General features: G+C 74.1%; 1 protein-coding gene and 3 pseudogenes. 3 read left to right on the top strand and 1 reads right to left on the bottom strand.

The window, feature by feature from the left end:
• On the bottom strand, nt 1-828 hold an 828-nt coding region (locus AOK11_RS38275), incomplete at its 3' end, for an EamA family transporter (protein ID WP_055598201.1).
• 89 nt (nt 829-917) lie between these two features.
• Here AOK11_RS38275 and AOK11_RS38270 point away from each other — a divergent pair.
• From AOK11_RS38270 to AOK11_RS38265, 3 pseudogenes are all read left to right on the top strand, one after another.
• A pseudogene (locus tag AOK11_RS38270) lies at nt 918-1,644 on the top strand (LysR family transcriptional regulator); the annotation flags it as partial.
• Between the two features lie 2 nt (nt 1,645-1,646).
• Nucleotides 1,647-1,814: pseudogene (locus tag AOK11_RS46020) on the top strand (LysR family transcriptional regulator); the annotation flags it as partial.
• Between the two features lie 389 nt (nt 1,815-2,203).
• Nucleotides 2,204-2,444 (top strand): annotated as a pseudogene (locus AOK11_RS38265) (hypothetical protein); the annotation flags it as partial.

The raw sequence follows: 2,444 nt of genomic DNA, 5'->3' as shown, positions 1-2,444 counted from the left end.
TCCTGGGCGAGCCGGTGTCCCCGCCGCGCACCACCGCAGCGGGGACACCGGCTCGCCCAGGAAGAGGGCGGCCGAGGACATCCCGAAGACCGGCACCAGCAGGGAGAACGGCGCCACCGTCGACGCGGGGTGACGGCGCAGCAGCCACCCCCAGGCCCCGAAGCCGAACACGGTGGCGCCCCAGGCGACGTACAGCAGCGCGCCCGCCCCGGACAGGTCCAGCGCGCCCAGCGCCTCCAGGTCCCGTGACGGTCCCTCCAGGAGCAGCGAGAGCGCCAGCAGCGGCAGGACCGGCACCGTGCTCACCCACACCATGAAGTTCAGGGCGTCGGCGGGCGCGGCCCTGCGGGTCAGCACGTTCGACACGCCCCAGCAGGCGGCCGCGGCGACGACCAGGGCGAACGCTCCCAGGGGGCCCGAGGAGCCCTCGTCGACGGCGGCGACGCCGATCCCGGCCAGGGCCACCGCCATGCCCACCAGCCGGACGCGCGCGGGCCGTTCGCCGAGCAGCAGGAACGCGAACAGGGCCGTGAACACGGCCTGGATCTGGAGCACCAGGGAGGACAGCCCGGCCGGCATGCCCGCGTCCATGCCGACGAACAGCAGCCCGAACTTGGCCACCCCGAGCGCGAGGCCCACCCCCACGATCCACTTCCACGCCACCTTCGGGCGCCCCACCAGGAACACCGCGGGGATCGCCGCCACGAGGAAGCGCAGCGCGGAGAACAGCAGCGGCGGGAAGTGGCCGAGGCCGATCTCGATGACGACGAAGTTCACGCCCCAGACGGCGGCGACGAGAACGGCGAGCAGGACGTGGGAAGGGCGCATACGTCGAGGATCACCGCCCCGACCCTTCAGCACCAGCGACGATTCCTGCATGGTGGGATGAAGCACCGCTTACCGATCGGGGAGCCGTCATGCTCGACCTCCAGCGCCTGCGCGCCCTGCACGCCGTGTCCGTGCACGGCACCGTCGGGGCCGCCGCCGCGGCACTCGGCTACACCTCCTCCGCCGTCTCCCAGCAGATCGCCAAGCTGGAGCGGGAGACCAAGACCGTGCTGCTGGAGCGGGAGGGCCGGGGCGTGCGCCTGACCGACGCGGCGTACCACCTCGTCGCCACCGCGCAGGAGCTGCTGGCGATCGTGGAGCGGGCCGAGACCGAGCTGGAGGAGCGGCGCGGGGTGCCCTCCGGGCGGCTGACCATCGCCGCCTTCGCGTCGGCGGCCCGCGGACTGATGCCGCCCGTACTGGCCGACCTGGCCCTGCGCCATCCCGCGCTCGACACCCGGCTGACCGAGATCGACCCGCACCTGTCCGTGGACCTGGTCGCCAAGGGCGCGGTCGATCTCGTCGTCGCGCACGACTGGGACATCGCGCCGCTGCCCGCCCCGGCGGGCGTGGAGCAGGCGGTCATCGGGGACGACCTGTGCGATCTGCTGGTGCCGCTCGGGCATCCGTTCGCGGAGCGCGGCACGGCGGTACGGCGCGAGGAACTGGGCGGCGAGCGGTGGATCTGCCAGCCGCCGGGGCGGGTCTGCCACGAGTGGCTGGTGCGCACCCTGCGCACCGCCGGGCACGAGCCGGACATCGTGCACCAGGCGGACGAGAACCCGACCCTGGTCGCCCTGGTCGCGGCCGGACTCGNNGACGGGGTGGTGGAGGTCCCGCTCGACCCGATGCCCGTCCGGCATCTGTACGCGCTGTGGCGGGACGGCGCGGCCCGCCGTCCGGCGATCGCGGAGACCGTCCGCACCCTGCGCGCCCACTGGCCCGCCGTCTCGGCGCACCGTCCCCCCGTACCCCAGGCGTCTTAGTCGTCCCCGCCCTCGCCGTCGTCCCTGTCGTCCCCGTCGTCCCAGGTCCGGACGTCCGCACCAATCCGAGATTTCCGCCCGTACCCGGGAACCCCGGCCCGCCCCCTCCCGTCCAATGCGCGGACTGCCGGAGGAGTCTCCGCGGTGCGGTGTCGGCCACTCGCCACTGGCTGCGATCGCCGACCCACCCTCTCCGCCGCGCCGCGGCCGGCAGCACCGCCGCCATCGGCGCGCCCCCTCCCGAAGCGCCGATGGCGGCGCCGCCCGTGCCCCCGGCCGACCCCGCCTCTCGCGCACTCCCTTGACTGGCAGAAACTTCCCGGATATTGGTGACCCCTTGGAAGTTTCCTTCAGTGGATCCCCACGGATCACCTCCCAAAGGAGTGCACGTGCCCGACAGCAGCACGGGAAGCACAGGAAACACAGAGAGCGCGGAGACGGCGGAGAACACGGTGGACCCAGTGAACGCGGGAAGCACGGGGAGCGCCGCGCGTCCGTCCAGACGCGCGGTCCTCGCCGCGACGACGGCGGTCACCACCGTCCTCGCCGCCGGCGCCACCGCGCACGCGGCCGGCACCTCCGGCGCCCCCTCGGCCCCTTCGGCCCCCGCCTCCCCCGACGACCGGAAAC

This window comes from Streptomyces hirsutus (assembly GCF_001418415.1).
Taxonomy (GTDB): domain Bacteria; phylum Actinomycetota; class Actinomycetes; order Streptomycetales; family Streptomycetaceae; genus Streptomyces; species Streptomyces hirsutus.
The sequence above is the reverse complement of the archived record's forward strand: the minus strand, read 5'-3'. Positions and strand labels throughout refer to the sequence as shown.